Here is a 15,478-nt window from a genome sequence, read left to right as displayed (position 1 = left end):
CAGGCGCGCAGGGCTTCAAAGCTTGTGGTACAGCTGGCTGCCTTCGGCCTTGAACCGCTGGGCCTGCTGGCGCATCCCCTCCTCAGCGTTTACCTCCACGCTGGGAATCTGGTTCGCGGCGTACTCGCGGACCTCCTGGGTGATTTTCATGGAGCAGAACTTCGGCCCGCACATGGAGCAGAAATGCGCCACCTTGGCTGACTCCTTCGGCAGGGTTTCGTCGTGGTACGCCCGTGCAGTATCCGGGTCCAGCCCCAGGTTGAACTGGTCCTGCCAGCGGAATTCGAAGCGCGCCTTCGACAGGGCATTGTCACGGATCTGCGCCCCAGGGTGCCCCTTGGCCAGGTCGGCGGCGTGGGCAGCGATCTTGTAGGTGATGATCCCGGTTTTCACATCATCCTTGTTGGGTAGCCCCAGGTGTTCCTTGGGGGTGACGTAACAGAGCATGGCGCAGCCGAACCAGCCGATCATCGCCGCGCCAATGCCAGACGTGATGTGGTCGTAACCAGGGGCAATGTCCGTGGTCAGTGGGCCGAGGGTATAGAACGGCGCCTCGTCGCAGCATTCCAGCTGCTTGTCCATGTTCTCTTTGATCAACTGCATGGGCACATGGCCCGGCCCTTCGATCATGCACTGCACGTCGTGTTTCCAGGCGATCTTGGTCAACTCGCCCAGGGTTTCCAGTTCGCCAAACTGGGCTGCGTCGTTGGCATCGGCAATGGAACCGGGGCGCAGGCCGTCGCCCAGAGAGAAGCTCACGTCATAGGCCTTCATGATTTCGCAGATTTCATCGAAATGCGTGTACAGGAAGTTCTCCTGGTGATGGGCCAGGCACCACTTGGCCATGATCGAACCGCCACGGCTGACAATGCCGGTCACGCGCTTGGCGGTCAGAGGCACATAGCGCAGCAATACCCCGGCGTGGATGGTGAAGTAGTCCACGCCCTGCTCCGCCTGTTCGATCAGCGTGTCACGGAACAGCTCCCAGGTGAGGTCTTCGGCCACACCGCCTACTTTTTCCAAGGCCTGGTAGATGGGCACGGTGCCGATAGGCACTGGCGAGTTGCGGATGATCCATTCACGGGTTTCATGGATATGCTTGCCGGTGGACAGGTCCATGACGGTGTCCGACCCCCAGCGGATGCCCCAGGTGAGCTTGGCCACTTCCTCTTCAATGGACGACCCCAGCGCGCTGTTGCCGATGTTGCCATTGATCTTCACCAGGAAGTTGCGCCCGATGATCATCGGCTCCAGCTCTGTATGGTTGATGTTGGCAGGGATGATCGCCCGGCCGCGGGCCACTTCATCGCGCACGAACTCGGGCGTGATTTCCTTGGGAATGCTGGCGCCGAAACTGTGACCGGGGTGTTGGTCGGTCAGCAGGCCGGCTGCCCGGGCTTCCTGCAGCTTCATGTTCTCCCGGATGGCGACGTATTCCATCTCGGCGGTGATGATGCCTTGCCGGGCATAGTGCATCTGGCTCACGTTGGCGCCTGCCTTGGCGCGGCGCGGGTTGCGCACGTGGGCGAAGCGCAGCTTGGTCAATTCGGCATCTGCCAGGCGCTGCTGCCCAAAACTGGAGCTCAGGCCTGGAAGGCGTTCGGTGTCGCCCCGGTCATCGATCCAGCCCGAACGTACATCGGCCAGGCCTTTGCGTACATCGATGCGGGCGGTGGGGTCGGTATAGGGGCCCGACGTGTCATACACCACCACCGGCGGGTTGATTTCACCGCCAAAGTCCGTGGGTGTGGCGTCGAGGCTGATTTCGCGCATGGGCACACGGATGTCCGGTCGAGAACCCTGAACGTACACCTTGCGGGACCGTGGCAAGGGTTGGACGGACTGCTGATCGACCTGGGCCGATTCACTGAGGTGAGATACGTTGTTTTTCTGATCGCTCATACAGGTGCTCCAGCCAGGCAAAGGAACGTCGGGGCGAACCTGGGGCGCAATGGACCTGTGGCAGCGAAGCTGTGCTGGAGCGGAAAGAGGCGTTTTCGCAAACGACATCCCGGACCGAGCACAAAGAGGACTCGCCGGGAAGCGAGAAATCTTGTTCCCTACGCAGGCATCAACCTGATCAGGTTCAACGGGATCCGGAATTATCCGATCTCAGCCCCTCGCTTGGGGCACCCCGACAAGAACGATGCAAAGCATAGCCACATAGCAGTGGTAACGCCAACCGCTCATGGATAATACTTCCATGGCGCAGGTCTGACAGGCCAGATTGCAGTGGGCTTAATAACAAAGGATTGACTATGTTTCGCGCAATACGGGTGGCAGTGGGGATGGTGGGCTTGCAGGCTTTGGGCGCTTATGCGGCCACCGCACCGTTGGCCAGCCAGAATGACCTGATGAGCGTGTACCAGCAGGCGACCGAGAACAATACAGACCTGGCGGCGTCGCGTGCAGACTTCGCAGCGCGCCAGGAAGCCGTACCCCAGGCCCGCGCTGGGCTGTTGCCGAACCTGTCCGCGGGCGCCGATGTGAACGACACTCGCCTGGCCCTGGAGCAACCCGCCAGAACGGCCAGCCGCAGTGGCACGTCCTATCGTGCAAGCCTTAGCCAGCCGATTTTCCGAGCAGACCGCTGGTTCCAGCTCAAGGCTGCAAAGGCTACCGATGAGCAGGCGGGGCTGGAACTGTCGTACACCGAGCAGAACCTTATCCTGCAAACCGCCGAGCGGTATTTTGCCGTGCTGCGCGCCCAGGATGGCCTGGCCACGGCACGTGCAGAAGAAAATGCCTTGCGCCGGCAACTGGACCAGTCCAAGGAACGCTTCAACGTAGGCCTTACCGACAAGACCGACGAGCTGCAGTCCCAAGCCAGCTACGATACCGCGCGCGCCAACCGCAGCCTGGCCGAACGCCAGGTGGCGGATGCCTTCCAGGCCCTTATCACCCTTACCAACCGGGAATACAACGCGATTCAGGGTGTAGTGCATACCCTGCCCATACTGCCGCCGTTGCCTAATGACGCCCGCGCCTGGGTGGATACGGCGTCACAGCAGAACCTACAGTTGCAGGCCAGCAACTTTGCCGTGGATGCCGCCGAGCAGACACTGCGTCAGCGCAAGGCCGGGCATGCTCCTACCCTGGACGCCATCGCCCAATACGAAAAGGGCGACAACGACAATTTCCAGTTGAGCAACCCGACCGGTATCAACGGGCTGGAGTACGGCGGCGATGTGGAGCGGCGCACCATTGGTTTGCGCCTGGAGGTTCCGCTGTACAGTGGTGGCCTGACCAGCTCCCAGGTACGTGAGGCCTATCAGCGTTTCAGCCAGAGCGAATACCGCCGCGAAGGCCTGCGCCGCCAGGTGGTAGAGAACACCCGCAACCTGCATCGCGCGGTCAACACGGACGTGGAACTGGTGGGCGCGCGCAAGCAGTCGATCATTTCCAACCAGAGCGCCGTGGAGGCCACGGAAATCGGCTACCAGGTGGGCACCCGCAACATCGTGGATGTACTGGACGCCCAACGCCAGCTGTATGCCTCGGTACGGGACTACAACAACAGCCGCTACGACTACATCCTGGACAACCTGCGATTGAAACAGGCTGCCGGGACCCTGAGCCCTCAGGACTTGCAAGACCTGGGGCAGTACCTCAAGCCGGACTACAACCCGGACAAGGACTTCTTGCCACCAGACCTTCAGGCCCAGGCGCAAGCCCTGCTCAAGCCAAACCGCAAATAGTCCTGGGGCGCAGATTGCGCCGCACCGCGTTATAGAGGCATATCTTGTAGGACCGGTCGCAGCCGAAGGCGGAGGCCGGGAACACAAACCCCGTCAGCGCTGTTTTTTCACCAACCCACCTACCGCTGCCAGCAACCGCTCCAACGCACCCTGGTTCGCTTTCATCACAGCCAACCCGGCTTCGCCCTTATGGCGAGCATTCTGGGGCAGTTCGATCAGGTTGCGCACGGCCTCGGCCAGGTGCTCGGCATTCTCTACTACCTCCAGCGCCTTGGCGTCTTGCAGGCGCTGGGCAATGTCCTGGAAATTGAACAGGTGGGGGCCACTGAGCACCGGTTTGCTCAAGGCGGCAGGTTCGAGCAGGTTGTGGCCGCCATTGGCTACCAGGCTGCCCCCCACGAAGGCAATGTCGGCCAGTGCATACAGAAACAGCAACTCGCCCATGGTGTCGCCTAGCACCACTTGTGTACCGGGCCCTACCGCTTCGCCTGCGGAGCGGTGAGCAAAGCTAAAGCCCGACTGCTCGATTACATCACCTACCTGAGCGAAGCGCTCCGGGTGCCGGGGCACCAGTATCAGCAGCGCATCACTGTGGCTGGCCAACAGTTGCCGGTGTGCGGCGAGAACGACTTCGTCCTCTCCTTGGTGCGTACTGGCGGCGATCCAGACCGGCCGCTGGGTAGCCTGCCATTGCTCACGTAGCGCATGCGCCCGCTGCCCCAGGGAAGGGTCGGGGTGAAGGTCGTACTTGATGGAACCGGTCACCGTGACAGTTTCAGCCCGCGCACCCAGGTCAAGAAAACGCTGGGCCTCGGTGTCGGTCTGCACCGCCAGCAGGCTCATCTGCCTGAGCATAGGGCCAGTCAGGCCGGCAAATCGACCATAGCCTCGCGCAGAACGGGCAGAGAGTCGGCCATTGGCCAATGCCACAGGAATGCCACGCCGCGTGCACTGGTCCACCAGGTTGGGCCACAGTTCGGTTTCCATGATGATGCCCAGGCTGGGCCGTACATGGTCGAGGAAGCGGCCCATGGCCCACGGCAGGTCATAGGGCAGGTAGCAATGTTGCACGCGAGGGTTGTCGCCAAACAACGCCCTGATGCGCTCGGAACCGGTAGGCGTCATGCAGGTGAGGGTGATCGGCAACTGGGGGTAGCGCTCCAGCAGCGCACGTACCAAAGGCGCGGCGGCGATGCTTTCGCCCACCGACACGGCATGCACCCAAAGGCCGCCCTGCGTCATGGCAGGCAACCCGCGCCCAAAGCGCTCGCCAATGCGCTGGGCATACGCCGGCGCCCGGCGAGCACGCCACCACAAGCGCAGGGCGATCAGCGGTAAACCGAGGTGAAACAGGAGGGTGTAAAGGGGTCTTTTCATGGCGAGGAAGTGTACCCCAGGTGCTAGGGCTCTTGATGAGCGCAAGTGTTTTTTCTTTTGGCCAATATTCTAGAAAAACTGCTATTCATCAACCATCAACAGCCCTATCCACTTGAGCACTGTCAAGTTCGGCATCGGTGCCGCTAATGATTTTTATATCAAACACCTGCTCAATCACCTGTTTTGGCCCTTGATTCAAGCTCCACGTGAAAAACACCAGAAACCCCAATAAAGAAACAAAAACCACGGATCCAACGACACTCTGCCAGACGCCGATCCAGAATCCAGGCCTAACGCTCTTTATCTCTTCATTAGCCTTATCGGCATAGTATTTTTCCAGACGCTGAGCTTCAGTGCTCAAGCTTATATCAAGAAAATTCTGGGCTAGCTGGCTAGCCTGATTGCTATAGCTTTCAAGCTGTGATGCGCTGTTACTAACGTCATGAAACGGGACGAGATCTTTATCAGCAGGATTATTTCCAGTCTTATCTTTGAAATTTCGGATGTATTCTATTTTTTGCCGCTTATACAGGGAATAGGCGATAATCCCCAGTATGCCATCTTCACTCTCCACCAACTCCTTGTATATGTAATTGTAGCTTCCATCGGCCATCTGTTTTTCAACCCTGCCTTAGACGAAGCGAGGCGCTTTTAAAGGCCGCCTTGATTTCACTAGTACTTTTGCGACCGCTTGCGATAATAGCGGCCACTTCAGTCGGCAAGGTCGGGGTAGCATCGCTTCGAGCAGAGGGCATTTTCGAGTTTGCTTTAGTAACAAGAAAACGAGAAAAAAATGATTCGATTCCATATTGACATCTTCTCTCAAGCTGTACTTTTTGACGCTCCCGTTATGCTAGCTTGACTGAGAGACGACCTCAACCACGTAGCTTGCTCCTCTTCTCCCCCCTTGATTTAGAATGCTGCAAACACCCTAAGGACTTGCCATGACCGCCTACTACTACCTGGCTATCGCCATCTGTGCTGAAGTGATCGCCACCGTGTCCATGAAGGCTGTCAAGGGGTTCAGTACACCGCTTCCGCTCACACTGGTGATTATCGGTTATGGCATTGCGTTTTTCATGCTCACGCTGGTGGTGCGTTCGATTCCCGTAGGCATTGCCTATGCCATCTGGGCGGGTATGGGGATCGTGATGGTGAGCATTGCGGCGCTGTTTGTTTATGGGCAACGGCTGGATGTACCGGCCATGGCCGGCATGGGGCTGATCGTGGCGGGGGTTGTGGTGATCCAGCTGTTTTCGAAAACGGCGGGCCACTGACCCCTGCGGCGAGTTTGCGGTTTCGGTGACCACTACACAGGTATACTGACGGCCTGTTTTGCGCAATGAGGTCACTGATGCCCACCCCTATTTCCACTGATGTGCTGATTGTCGGCGCTGGCGTCGCTGGCCTATGGCTCAACGCACGCCTGCGCCGGGCAGGCTGGTCTACTGTACTGGTGGAGCAAGGCAGCCTTGGGGGCGGGCAGACGCTCAAGTCCCAGGGCATTATTCACGGGGGTGCCAAATACGCCCTGCATGGCGCGCTGACCGGCGCTTCGGAAGCCATTGCCGACATGCCACGCCGCTGGCGTGAGGCCCTGGCCGGTACCGGTGAGCTGGACCTACGCGGCGTGCGCCTACTCTCCGAAGCCCATTATTTGTGGTCCCCGGGCACGCTGGCAGGCAACCTCACCAGCTTTTTCGCTAGCAAAGCGGTGCGTGGGCGCGTGGATGCGGTCAAGGGTGACCAACTGCCACCCGCGCTGCAACACCCTGCCTTCAAAGGCAAGGTTTACCGCTTGGCTGAATTGGTTGTGGATGTGCCCAGCCTGGTTGCTCGATTGGCAGAGCTGGCACAGGGCAGCCTGCTGGCCGCTGAACGCCTTGAACCCCTGCGTGAGGGCAGCCAGGTGGTAGGGCTGCTTGTCGACGGGCGGGAAGTGCGTACACAGCGGCTTGTACTGAGCGCTGGCGCGGGCAACGAGACGTTGCTCAACGCTTTGGGTGTCAGCCAGCCGGCCATGCAGCGCCGGCCGCTGCATATGGTCATGGCCAAAGGCGCTGCGCTCAAGCCGCTATACGCCCATTGCCTGGGAGGAGGCCCCAAGCCGCGCATGACCGTGACCACCCACCCTGCCCCAGATGGCCAATGGGTGTGGTACCTGGGCGGGGAGCTGGCCGAGGCCGAGGGCGTGGCTCGCAGCGAAACGCAGCAGATCGCGGCCGCACGCCGCGAAGTCAGCCAGTTGCTGCCCTGGGTAGACTTAAGCCAAGTGCACTGGGCAACCTTGCGCGTAGACCGTGCCGAACCTGCCCAATCCGGCCTGGTACGCCCGGACAACGCCTTTCTTGCCGACGATGGCCCGCTGCTGGTGGGCTGGCCGACCAAGCTGGCGCTGGCACCCGACTTTGCTGACAGGGTAATGGCAGCGTTCAACCGCGATGGCATCCAGCCCGGCCCTGCAATGCCTTTGCCTGAGCTCCCCCAACCACCTTTGGGCAAAACTGCCTGGGAGGCACTGCCGTGAGCCTGCCTTCCCTGCATGATCTGCACCGTCCCCTGGGGGCCACCGGCCTGGCCGTCTCACCTCTCGGCCTGGGCACCGTCAAGTTTGGCCGAGACCAGGGCGTGAAATACCCCAATGGCTTTACCATCCCGGACGACCAGGCCGCTGCTGCACTCTTGCGTCAGGCGCAAGCACTGGGCATCAATTTGCTGGACACCGCCCCTGCCTATGGGCACAGCGAAACCCGCCTGGGCCCGCTACTGCGTGGCCAGCGCGACCAATGGGTCATCGTGAGCAAAGTGGGGGAGGAGTTCGAGAACAATCAGTCCCGCTTTGACTTCAGTGCCGAGCACACTCGCCTTTCTGTGGAGCGCAGCTTGCGCCGGCTGGAAACCGACTGCATTGATCTTGTAATGGTGCATTCAGACGGCAATGACCTGCATATTTTGGAACACACCGATGTGTACGAAACCCTGGCCCGGCTCAAGCAGGAAGGCAAGCTGCGCGCCTATGGTTTCTCGGGGAAAACCGTGGAAGGCGGGCTCAAGGCGCTGGAGCACGGTGACTGCGCCATGGTGACCTACAATCTGAACGAACAGGCGGAACGGCCGGTCATTGAATACGCAGCGTTACATGACAAAGGCCTGTTGATCAAAAAGGCACTGGCCAGCGGCCACGCATGTCAGCAGCCAGGCATTGATCCGGTACGCGCGAGTTTTGAAGCCCTGTTTACTCAGCCGGGCGTGACCGCCGCCATAGTCGGCACTATCAACCCCGTGCACCTGGCCCATAACGTGGCCACTGTCGCCAAGGTCCTGAACACTCTTTGAAGGCCGTGGCGGCACGCTAATAAGGAATGTTCATGCCGCGCACCCTTCTTCGCAACAACCCTGCCAATTTCAAGACCTTGCCCCTCTCGGTAGAGGCGACCCCTGAAGGGCTTGCCTATCAGGGGGTGGGCATGCCAATCAACTTTAGCCAAACCCTCGAAAAGCGCCGCCCCATCACCGTGGAGGACCCGCACCGCTTTCGTGTGGAACTGGCTAACCTAGGCGTGTCCGTGCGCATGACGCTGGTATGGGAAGGCCTAGAATACTGGGTGCTGGTGCGCCATCAGCGGGTCGACCGTGGCGATGTTGTACTCAAGTTGATTTCCGGGTATGTGCCAGCACATGAGCTAAACTTGCCGCTTCACACCGCTGTTCAAGAGGTTGCCGAAGAATGCCTGTTGGAAACCCCAGAAGGTTGGCTGAATGGCCGCTTCAAGGATACCTGGCTGCCAACGCCCTATAGCCCCGCACTGCGGTATCGCGAAACAGCTCCCTTCACACTGAGCCCTGCCAAGGGTGAAGCCCTGCCCGTGCGCAGTGGCAACCTTACCCTTATCGAACAGCCACGTGCTTATGTGCACTTGCCCACGGCCTCGTTGCAACTCGTCTACGACATGCGCCTGGAAGTGCCTAGGGAGGCCCAAGGCCTAAGCCTGTATCACGTGGACGAACGCTTGGAAAAAGGGGAGCTGGTTACGCGACTTGATAAAAGCCGCCCTGACCTATACCTGATCCCGTTGAAAAACGGCGCACCGTTGCCAGAACTGTATACCTTGCGTAAAGGCAGACTGACCAAGGCGCCTACCCGTGGCCTGTACTTGGCTGAAAGCTTCGGCCGCCAGGAAGGCTGGGTGGTCAGTGAGGACCGAGTACGTTGGCGCGAATGGCTGGCACGCCAGGGCATACACGCGCCGGTCAAGCCCAAGACCGGGCTTAAGCGCATTACTACCAAAGCCAAGGCGTTCATGCGGCTGGTGCGCAAAGGCAAAGGCGGCAAGCCTTAGCGGTTGCGTATCTTCTCTACAATGGCTGTGGTGGAGCTGTTTTCCACCAACCCCAGCACTTGCACAGTGCCGCCGTATTCCCTGACGATATCGGCGCCTACCACCTGATCCACGCCATAGTCGCCCCCTTTGACCAGCACGTCCGGCTTAACCTGACGCAGCAGGTTTTCAGGGGTGTCTTCCGAAAAGCTGACGACCCAATCGACCGCCCCTAACCCCGCCAGTACGGCCATACGCCGGTCCACACTGTTGATCGGGCGACCAGGTCCTTTCAGGCAGGCCACCGATGCATCGTCATTGATGGCCACGATCAAGCGGTCCCCTTGCATTCTGGCCTGCTCCAGGTAGGTCACATGCCCAGCGTGCAGGATATCGAAGCAACCGTTGGTAAATACGATCTTCTCGTGATGCGCACGGGCATCCTCGATGGCCAGCAGCAACTGGTCCAGGGTTAGTACACCGCGCTCGGACCCTTGCTCACGGGAAATGGCACGGCGCAACTCGGGGGCGCTAATGGCCGCCGTGCCCAGCTTGCCTACCACGATACCTGCCGCCAGGTTGGCCAGTGCCACGGCCTGGGGAAGGGCTTCGCCTGCTGCGATGGCAGCGGCCAGGGTAGAGATGACGGTATCACCTGCACCGGTGACGTCGAACACTTCACGGGCACGCGCCGGCAGGTGTAGCGCAGGATGCTCCGGGCGCAGCAGCGTCATGCCATGCTCGCCACGCGTCACTAGCAATGCGCCCAACTCCAGCTCTGCCATCAGCGAAGCGCCTTTGGCAACCAGGTCAGCTTCGTCAGCACAACGGCCCACGATCGCCTCGAATTCACTCAGGTTTGGCGTGATCAGGCTGGCCCCGCGGTAGCGCGTGAAGTCTTTGCCCTTTGGGTCTGCTAGTACCGGGATGCCGCGCTGAACGGCCGCCTGAATCAAGGCCTGGTGGTTTTGCAAGGCGCCCTTGCCGTAATCGGACAGTACCAGCACCTTTACGCCTGCAAGCAGCGACTCGACATCTTGGCTCATTTGAACACCGTCGGTAGCAAAAGGCTCTTCAAAGTCGATACGCAACAACTGCTGGTGGCGGCTCATGACACGCAGCTTGACGATAGTCGGCTGGTGGCTGATACGCTGGAACCTGGTGTTCACGCCAGCAGCGCTTAGGCTGGCCGACAGGCTTTCGGCCGCCTCGTCTTCGCCGGTTACGCCCACCAGGGACGCCGGCGCACCCAGGGCCGCGATGTTCAAGGCCACGTTCGCTGCACCACCTGGGCGGTCTTCGATCTGGTCTACGCGCACCACAGGCACCGGTGCTTCCGGCGAAATGCGGGAAGTGCCGCCATGCCAATAGCGATCGAGCATCACATCACCGACCACCAAGACAGGTGCTTGATCGAAACGCGGCATCGACAACTTCATGGCCCAACCCATCTACAGTTAACAGGGCGGCGATAGTAACACAGGGCAGCAAAACCCCCGAACCTCGGTGCCCGGCGGGGTATTCCAAGGGCTCAGGCGTACCCCAGCAGCTCGTAGTCCTGCGCATAAAGCGTTCGTAGCCGCTTGCGGGTCAACGCGCCTACGGCATAGCGCACCCGCTGCGGAGTACGCTCGTAGGCTGTGTCGGACCAAGGCAGTACGGCGGGAATACACAGAAAATCCCGTAGTGAGCCAAAGTCCCGTAGCAGTGTTTCGTAATGGCCCAGAAAATCAAGCTTGAGATCACCTCTGGCGTCCACGAGAAAATCGCTCTGAGGTGCGAATTCAGGGTGATTCAGGATCGTCGCAGGAGTCATCCAGCGCGCCACGAAGCGGTCGAAACCTTCATCGGCATCCATGTCCGTAGCCGCTTCTGCTGCCCGAAACAGCTCAGCTTCCATTAGCCGCGCCCAGGCCACGTAAGCGCGCTCTACAGGGTCGCGCACAAAAGCAAACTTGAAGCTGGTGGCGTAATGCTCGGGAAACGTGCGCTCATACCACCGTAGCGGCACATGGCCGGGGTTGGTAGCACCGAATAAGGCGGCATGGATCGCGTCGCCTTCACAGCCGAACACGTTGATAAAGAGGCATCGGTTGGTACGGAAGGGCTCAGGTAGCCTCCGTGGGCCACGGGCCTGTAGCCCGCCCCCCGACGAGCTGCCCATTGATGGGCTAGCTAGCGTTTTGACAAGTAATGACTTCACGGTGAGACAGGACAGTATCCCCTCTGGCAGGGCCATGCAGGCCAGAGCAGACAGTAGCAAATTGCCACAGGGGACACACTAGCGGTTCGTCCGGTTGCTTACTTCAGCCAACGTATCAGGCAATGTCCCTCTTGCCCGGCTCTTCCAGGCCCATCGCATGCAGCCTGGCGTAGAACCCGTTTTTCTCAAGCAGCGCCTGGTGAGTCCCGCGCTCTACGATCCGGCCCTGGTCCATGACCAGAATGAGGTCGGCTTTTTCGATTGTGGATAGCCGGTGCGCAATGACCAGTGTAGTACGCCCTTTCATAACGTGATCAAGGGCCCCTTGGATATGCCGTTCGGATTCGGTATCCAAGGCGGAGGTCGCTTCATCCAGGATAAGAAGGGGGGCATTCTTCAATAGGGCACGCGCGATCGCCAGGCGTTGGCGCTGGCCACCTGACAACAGCACGCCGTTCTCCCCTACATCGGTATCAAATCCTTGGGGAAGCTGTTCGATGAAGTCCCGGGCAAAGGCAGCCGTGGCTGCATCAATGATGTGTTCGCGCGGCGCACCGGCCAGATCGCCATAGGCAATATTGTTGGCGACAGTATCGTTGAACAGTGTGACCTGCTGATTGACCTGAGCTATATGCTTGCGCAGGTTGCGCAACCGATAATCCTGCACTTCCAGGCCATCCAAGAGAATGGCGCCTTCAGTATGGTAGTAGAAGCGTGGGATCAAGTTGGCCAGCGTGGACTTGCCACTGCCGGAACGGCCTACCAAGGCGATCATCTGCCCGGGCTCTGCCGTAAACGTAATGTCATTCAAAACGGGCTTGTCAGTACCGGGGTAAGTGAACGTAAGGTTACGCACTTCAAGCCGGCCGCTGATTTGATCACGCTCTAGCGTACCTGTGTCTACTTCAGGCGCTACGTCCAGTTGTTCGAAGATACTCTCCGCTCCTGCCACACCGCGTTGAATGGTCGAGCTCACTTCCGACAACTGTCGAATCGGCTTAGGCAACAGGCCGGCGGCCGTGATATAGGCCACAAGGTCGCCTGCGCTGGCATCGCCGCGCAGCCACAACACCAGGAACATCAGCACCGCCATGGCGGTGTAGATCACCAGTTGCAGCATCGGCGTATAGATGGCACTGGTCTTGGTCATGCGCAATTGTTTGTCGGTGTTGCTCTGGCTAGCCTGCCGAAAACGCTCAGCCTCATAGTGCTCACCGCCGAAACTACGGACGACCCGATAACCTTGGATGGTTTCGGAAGCCACGTGCGTGACATCACCCATGGCGACCTGGATCTTTTTGCTTTGCTTGCGAAATTTTTTGCTGGTGCTGCTGACCATGATTGCAATGATCGGCAAGATGGCCAACATCACCAGAGTAAGGCGCCAGTTCATCAGCAGCAGGTAACCAAACAGGAAGACCACCGTCAGGCCTTCGCGAATCACAACCTTGATGGCATCCGTAGCGGCGCCCGTGACCATGGTCACGTTGAACGTAATGCGCGAAATCAAGTGCCCTGAGTTATGGGTATCGTAATAACGGTTGGGAAGCACCAACAGCTTGTCGAACAGCGACAACCGCAGGTCATGGATGAGCCCGAGCGAGACCTTGGCAAGAAAGTAGTTGCCCAGGTAGGAACCCAGCCCCTGCCAAGCGGCAATCAGCACGATAAGTAAAGGGACTGCCTGCAACAATTGTAGGTCGCGTAGGTAAGGCACAGTAGGGAACAGTACCGCCTCTGGGTTATTCAGCCCGTCGACGAAATACTTGAGGATACCCGCCAACATGGGCTGGGTGGATGCAAATACCACAAAGCCAACGATACTGAGGCTGAACAAGCCTACATACGGGCGCATATAGGACAGTAGTCGCAGATAGATTTTCAGGCTCGAGGGCGCGGAGGGCTCAGGGTTGCTCATGAGAAATCATCGTATTGAAAGAGCCGCGCAGTGTACCACAGGGGCCATCATACGGCCGGGTGCGCTACCATAGCGGTCGCCCCACCTTGGAGGGCCTGTGCAGGAGTAGGAATGCAAGCGCTTGATTGCGGCCGTTACATGGCCTTGAGAGAAGGAGCTCAGGTACTGGAAGCCGATGGCTCCGGGGACAAGGTGCTACGGCTCCAAGACGGCTCCATGCTCAAGCTGTTCCGGCGAAAGCGCCTGTTCACCTCGGCAGCCTGGTATCCCTACGCCAAACGCTTCGCCGACAATTGCAACCGCTTGGCAGCGCGTGGCATTCCTTGCCCGCAGGTGACGGGCCTGTATCGCATCAGCGAGATCGAACGCGATGCCGTGCACTACGCCCCCTTGCCTGGCCACACCCTTCGCCAGCTCATTGGCCAAGGGGCTGTATCACCTGCGCTACAAAGGCAATTGGGAGGTTTCATTGCCCATCTGCACGAAACAGGTGTGTACTTCCGTTCTGCTCACTTGGGTAACGTAGTACTAACCCCCGAAGGCACATTGGGTTTGATCGACATTGCCGACCTCCGCCTCTACCGCCGCCCCCTGAGTCGTTCACTGCGCGAGCGCAATTTCAAGCATATGCTGCGTTACCCCCAGGACCGACAATGGCTTGCCGAGAAAGGCGACGCTTTCGTAGCAGGGTACATGGCCGGGCAGCAGTGCTGCCCGGCACACGCCGTCAGCGCGGCGCTGGCAGGGTCTTGATCCGCTGATGCAATGCGCCACCTAGAATAACGGCGGCTGGCAGTAGCACCAGCACCCATAGCTCATCCGGGTTGCCTACCAGCTTGCTGCCATCGAAGTTAAGCATCAGCAAGGCACCGGCCAGGTACAGCCCCCATGGATCACGCTGGCGCCAGGCCTGCCAAAGCGTGGCAATCATGAGGGGCAGGAAGATCAACAGGGATACCCCGCCGGTGTACAGCCCGAACGCCACGAAGATGTTGTGCGGATGCGGAATAGGAATGCCTCCGGGCAAGGTTTGAGTGGTGTGGAAATTCACCCCGCACCCTAGTGCCCAGCCGCAATGTGCCCATTCGCCGGTCATGATGCGGAACAGGTCCATACGGTAGGAGTCGCCCCGGCCGATCAGCGAAGTCAGCCAAGGCTCGTTCCACATGGCCCACAGTGCTACGCCCGTGCCCAGCACCAGTACCGTGACAATTGCACTTGCGATGCGCGGGTAGCGGTAGATGCTGTAGAGGCTCCATAGGCCCACGATGAAAAGCCCCCCTACGATACCAGTACGTGTCTGCAGCACAAAGGCTACGGCCACGAAGGCCAGCAGACCGGCCAGGGCCATTTCTACATACCGTCGCTCACGGGTCCATGTAGGCAGCGCCAGGCCAAGCGCGCACATGAGCCAGATGCTTGTATAAATCACGTTTTCCATTCGGGCGGGCAGTATGTCTACTCGCGAACCAAAGGATATGTGGCCTGACAGGTAGGCGTACGCGGCACAAGCATAGGTGTACAGGGCGATCAGCCAGAACAACGCCCGAGCCACCCCGCCTCGGTAGAAAAAGTCCCGCTCTGGCAGGCTGGCCACTATGAACACGAACAGCCCGGTATAGAGGATATGCTTGTAAAACTGCGTACCCTCTTCTCGCGCCGCGGGTACCAGGCACCACGCCAGAAGCACCAACCACCCGATTGCAATGGGCTGACTGAACAGGCCTGCCCCCCTACAGCGGATCAATGCTACCAACCCAGGCAGTGCGACAAAGGCGTAATACAGGTTGTTGGTCCACTTCGCCGAGCCTTGGAGGACAAAGCTCAGGATGAATGCCACCAAAGCGTACGTGAAATAGCGGTGGTAAGACTGACTTGTCAAAAACGGCCCCTCAGGCTTAATGCAATGTAAGCGACACACATGCCGCCTGTGTAAATACGCCTAACAGGCCAAGACGTCCAT

13 protein-coding genes and 1 riboswitch are annotated in these 15,478 nt (G+C 59.4%); of the genes, 6 read left to right on the top strand and 7 right to left on the bottom strand.

All coding sequences use genetic code 11. The annotated features are described in order from the left end of the window. Positions 1–15: 15 nt before the first annotated feature. Entirely contained in the window at positions 16–1,902 is a 1,887-nt protein-coding gene (thiC, locus tag ACSAMW_RS16515) for a phosphomethylpyrimidine synthase ThiC (RefSeq protein ID WP_168084965.1), read from the bottom strand. 138 nt (positions 1,903–2,040) lie between these two features. After that, a riboswitch (TPP riboswitch) is annotated at positions 2,041–2,147 on the bottom strand. Positions 2,148–2,258: 111 nt separating this feature from the next. Here thiC and ACSAMW_RS16510 point away from each other — a divergent pair. After that, positions 2,259–3,698: a TolC family outer membrane protein gene (locus ACSAMW_RS16510; protein ID WP_500591209.1), complete on the top strand. Its 1,440-nt coding sequence runs from the start codon at positions 2,259–2,261 to the stop codon at positions 3,696–3,698. Between the two features lie 93 nt (positions 3,699–3,791). On the opposite strand, the gene waaA is transcribed toward ACSAMW_RS16510, so the two are convergent. Together waaA and ACSAMW_RS16500 are read right to left on the bottom strand one after the other, a co-directional pair. Next, on the bottom strand, positions 3,792–5,075 hold the full coding sequence (gene waaA / locus ACSAMW_RS16505) for a lipid IV(A) 3-deoxy-D-manno-octulosonic acid transferase (RefSeq protein WP_500591208.1): 1,284 nt from the start codon (positions 5,073–5,075) through the stop codon (positions 3,792–3,794). Between the two features lie 88 nt (positions 5,076–5,163). Continuing rightward, positions 5,164–5,688, bottom strand: a complete 525-nt coding sequence (locus ACSAMW_RS16500) for a hypothetical protein (protein WP_500591207.1) — start codon at positions 5,686–5,688, stop codon at positions 5,164–5,166. Between the two features lie 331 nt (positions 5,689–6,019). On the opposite strand from ACSAMW_RS16500, the gene ACSAMW_RS16495 reads away from it, so the two are divergent. The 4 genes from ACSAMW_RS16495 to ACSAMW_RS16480 all read left to right on the top strand — a co-directional run bounded on the left by ACSAMW_RS16495 (position 6,020) and on the right by ACSAMW_RS16480 (position 9,415). Further along, positions 6,020–6,352 (top strand): DMT family transporter, encoded by a 333-nt coding sequence (locus ACSAMW_RS16495; protein WP_500591206.1) that lies wholly within the window; start codon positions 6,020–6,022, stop codon positions 6,350–6,352. 77 nt (positions 6,353–6,429) lie between these two features. Beyond that, positions 6,430–7,602, top strand: coding sequence for an NAD(P)/FAD-dependent oxidoreductase (locus tag ACSAMW_RS16490; protein ID WP_500591205.1), 1,173 nt, complete (start codon positions 6,430–6,432; stop codon positions 7,600–7,602). Then, the gene (locus tag ACSAMW_RS16485) at positions 7,599–8,411 is read left to right on the top strand and encodes an aldo/keto reductase (protein ID WP_500591204.1); all 813 of its coding nucleotides are present in this window, start codon (positions 7,599–7,601) and stop codon (positions 8,409–8,411) included. The genes ACSAMW_RS16490 and ACSAMW_RS16485 overlap by 4 nt, the downstream gene beginning before the upstream one ends. Before the next feature lie 32 nt (positions 8,412–8,443). Continuing rightward, positions 8,444–9,415, top strand: coding sequence for a metal ABC transporter ATPase (locus ACSAMW_RS16480; RefSeq protein ID WP_500591203.1), 972 nt, complete (start codon positions 8,444–8,446; stop codon positions 9,413–9,415). On the opposite strand, the gene hldE is transcribed toward ACSAMW_RS16480, so the two are convergent. The 3 genes from hldE to msbA form a co-directional block, all read right to left on the bottom strand. Beyond that, positions 9,412–10,833, bottom strand: coding sequence for a bifunctional D-glycero-beta-D-manno-heptose-7-phosphate kinase/D-glycero-beta-D-manno-heptose 1-phosphate adenylyltransferase HldE (gene hldE / locus ACSAMW_RS16475; protein ID WP_500591202.1), 1,422 nt, complete (start codon positions 10,831–10,833; stop codon positions 9,412–9,414). The genes ACSAMW_RS16480 and hldE overlap by 4 nt on opposite strands. A 92-nt stretch (positions 10,834–10,925) precedes the next feature. After that, positions 10,926–11,558, bottom strand: a complete 633-nt coding sequence (locus tag ACSAMW_RS16470; RefSeq protein WP_500591201.1) for a sulfotransferase family 2 domain-containing protein — start codon at positions 11,556–11,558, stop codon at positions 10,926–10,928. A 154-nt stretch (positions 11,559–11,712) separates the two neighbouring features. Then, on the bottom strand, positions 11,713–13,515 hold the full coding sequence (gene msbA / locus ACSAMW_RS16465) for a lipid A export permease/ATP-binding protein MsbA (protein WP_500591200.1): 1,803 nt from the start codon (positions 13,513–13,515) through the stop codon (positions 11,713–11,715). Positions 13,516–13,626: 111 nt separating this feature from the next. Here msbA and ACSAMW_RS16460 point away from each other — a divergent pair, with 111 nt between their 5' ends. Next, the gene (locus ACSAMW_RS16460) at positions 13,627–14,268 is read left to right on the top strand and encodes a phosphotransferase (RefSeq protein ID WP_500591199.1); all 642 of its coding nucleotides are present in this window, start codon (positions 13,627–13,629) and stop codon (positions 14,266–14,268) included. Here ACSAMW_RS16460 and ACSAMW_RS16455 read toward each other — a convergent pair. Beyond that, a complete protein-coding gene (locus ACSAMW_RS16455) occupies positions 14,243–15,397 on the bottom strand; it encodes an O-antigen ligase family protein (protein WP_500591198.1) in 1,155 nt (384 codons plus the stop codon). The two genes, ACSAMW_RS16460 and ACSAMW_RS16455, sit on opposite strands and share 26 nt — an antisense overlap. Between the last annotated feature and the right edge of the window lie 81 nt (positions 15,398–15,478).

It is taken from the genome of Pseudomonas sp. AB39(2026) (genome assembly GCF_059831485.1).
The sequence above is the reverse complement of the archived record's forward strand: the minus strand, read 5'-3'. Positions and strand labels throughout refer to the sequence as shown.

Coding starts and splice junctions, on each gene's coding strand:
- ACSAMW_RS16480 (WP_500591203.1), top strand. CDS start 8,444: ATGCCGCGCACCCTTCTTCGCAACAACCCTGCCAATTTCAAGACCTTG.
- ACSAMW_RS16470 (WP_500591201.1), bottom strand. CDS start 11,558: ATGGGCAGCTCGTCGGGGGGCGGGCTACAGGCCCGTGGCCCACGGAGG.
- ACSAMW_RS16460 (WP_500591199.1), top strand. CDS start 13,627: ATGCAAGCGCTTGATTGCGGCCGTTACATGGCCTTGAGAGAAGGAGCT.
- waaA (WP_500591208.1), bottom strand. CDS start 5,075: ATGAAAAGACCCCTTTACACCCTCCTGTTTCACCTCGGTTTACCGCTG.
- thiC (WP_168084965.1), bottom strand. CDS start 1,902: ATGAGCGATCAGAAAAACAACGTATCTCACCTCAGTGAATCGGCCCAG.
- msbA (WP_500591200.1), bottom strand. CDS start 13,515: ATGAGCAACCCTGAGCCCTCCGCGCCCTCGAGCCTGAAAATCTATCTG.
- hldE (WP_500591202.1), bottom strand. CDS start 10,833: ATGAAGTTGTCGATGCCGCGTTTCGATCAAGCACCTGTCTTGGTGGTC.
- ACSAMW_RS16495 (WP_500591206.1), top strand. CDS start 6,020: ATGACCGCCTACTACTACCTGGCTATCGCCATCTGTGCTGAAGTGATC.
- ACSAMW_RS16510 (WP_500591209.1), top strand. CDS start 2,259: ATGTTTCGCGCAATACGGGTGGCAGTGGGGATGGTGGGCTTGCAGGCT.
- ACSAMW_RS16500 (WP_500591207.1), bottom strand. CDS start 5,688: ATGGCCGATGGAAGCTACAATTACATATACAAGGAGTTGGTGGAGAGT.
- ACSAMW_RS16490 (WP_500591205.1), top strand. CDS start 6,430: ATGCCCACCCCTATTTCCACTGATGTGCTGATTGTCGGCGCTGGCGTC.